This window comes from Moorena sp. SIO4E2, from assembly GCF_010671945.1.
In the GTDB taxonomy this organism is placed as follows: domain Bacteria; phylum Cyanobacteriota; class Cyanobacteriia; order Cyanobacteriales; family Coleofasciculaceae; genus Moorena; species Moorena producens.
Window position 1 is genome coordinate 1 of sequence record NZ_JAAHIE010001168.1, and the last position, 1,535, is coordinate 1,535.

Consider the following 1,535-nt stretch of genomic DNA (forward strand, 5'->3'; position numbering starts at 1 on the left):
CAAGACCGCGCTGCATCGCTAAATTTCTGGGGGGGTTTCCCCCCTTGCAAAGGCTCCTGGTCTTTTCGCGTAGCGTGGCCTTTGGCCAATAAAATAAGATCACATCAGGTTTGGTTTGGGATCTGACTGACATGACAATTTCAATCCACTTACTGTGGCATTGAAAAAGCCGTAGACATAATATCTACGGCTATTTTTTTTATTTTTAGACTTATATTTTTTGTAAGCATTCAGCGGTCAGCCGTCAGCGGTCAGCCGTCAGCGGTCAGCCGTCAGCGGTCAGCCGTCAGCGGTCAGCCGTCAGCCTTCAGCCTTCAGCCGTCAGCCTTCAGCTGACGTAACAGAGATTAAAGCAATGCTTACTTGTTTTATTCAAAAGCTGTGCGCGTAGCGCATAAGCTGATAGCTGAAAGCTGAAAGCTGAAAGCTGAAAGCTGAAAGCTGATCGCTGATCGCTGAAAGCTGAAAGCTGATCGCTGATCGCTGATCGCTTATCTTGCCTTTTTCTCAAAATATCTTACTAATCAAACCTGGTAAATCCTTACATATAGTTACCATATTAGCAGTAGGAGACAAAGCAGCAGCAGTTCCCATGAGTATTTTCATCGCCTTCTTAACTACTTTCTTCACAGCACCATCTTCGGAATTAGTTAAACCAGAAGCGATCGCTTCAATTTGTTCTAGGGCTTCTGCTTTGTCTTCGTCATCCAAATCTTCTGCTAAGACTGCGCTTTGCAGTTGACTGAGTAATTCCTTCAGTTGTTTTTTATCAGGCTCAGGCTCAAAGCTAGGTAACTGGTTGATAGTATTAGCAACTGTACCACTAATCTCACCTAAGTTAAACGCACCAGCAAAACTATTTGTTACTGTAGCGTTATCCGATATATTTATATTTTGACTTTTATCGTTGATATTAGCCATGATTTCAGAATAATCTCCAGAAATATTACCGTGTTGTGATAATAGCAATACTAATTTTTGAATATCGCCTTTAAACTGAATGGATTGATTACTATCTTGTGGATCGTTAGATACTAACTTGTTCAAATCTATTATATCACCAAGTAAACTCAAAACATTCACCATCTCATAGCTTGTTTGACATTGAATGGTGTCTTGCTGGTCTTCTATAAATTTTAGCAATGTTTCAAAGGGATAAGAATGTGGCGACTGACTGTCTTTACACTTATGGCAATTACAAGGTATTAATTTACTGCACTTCAATCGCTTATAAGAATGATTAATTTTATCTAGTTCGTGAGCAACTATAGTTAATAATCCCCGCTTATCTCTACCAGTAACCCTAATTTTAATCTCCCGTTTACCGTAATATTCAATCACTTCAGCTTTGGTGTTGTCCTTAGTTAAGATGACGCCACTTTTCCAAACATCTTTTTCTTGGTCAATATACTGATGCATCACCACAATCAAACGAGTGATAATACCCTTGGGCATAAAATCCGGATAAGTGTAGCGTAAAATCAGATTGTGGGATGGATCCCAGTCATAGTCTGGTTGATTATCGCTGAGGAGTT

The 1,535-nt window shown here is 40.0% G+C and carries 1 protein-coding gene and 1 pseudogene; both read right to left on the reverse strand.

The features are described 5' to 3' along the window. Positions 1 to 328: 328 nt before the first annotated feature. Positions 329 to 511 carry a hypothetical protein gene (locus F6K37_RS41825; RefSeq protein ID WP_287257146.1) on the reverse strand — a complete coding sequence of 61 codons (183 nt, stop codon included), beginning with the start codon at positions 509 to 511 and terminating at the stop codon, positions 329 to 331. Then, positions 508 to 1,535: pseudogene (locus tag F6K37_RS41830) on the reverse strand (COR domain-containing protein); the annotation flags it as partial. The gene F6K37_RS41825 and the pseudogene F6K37_RS41830, both read right to left, overlap by 4 nt.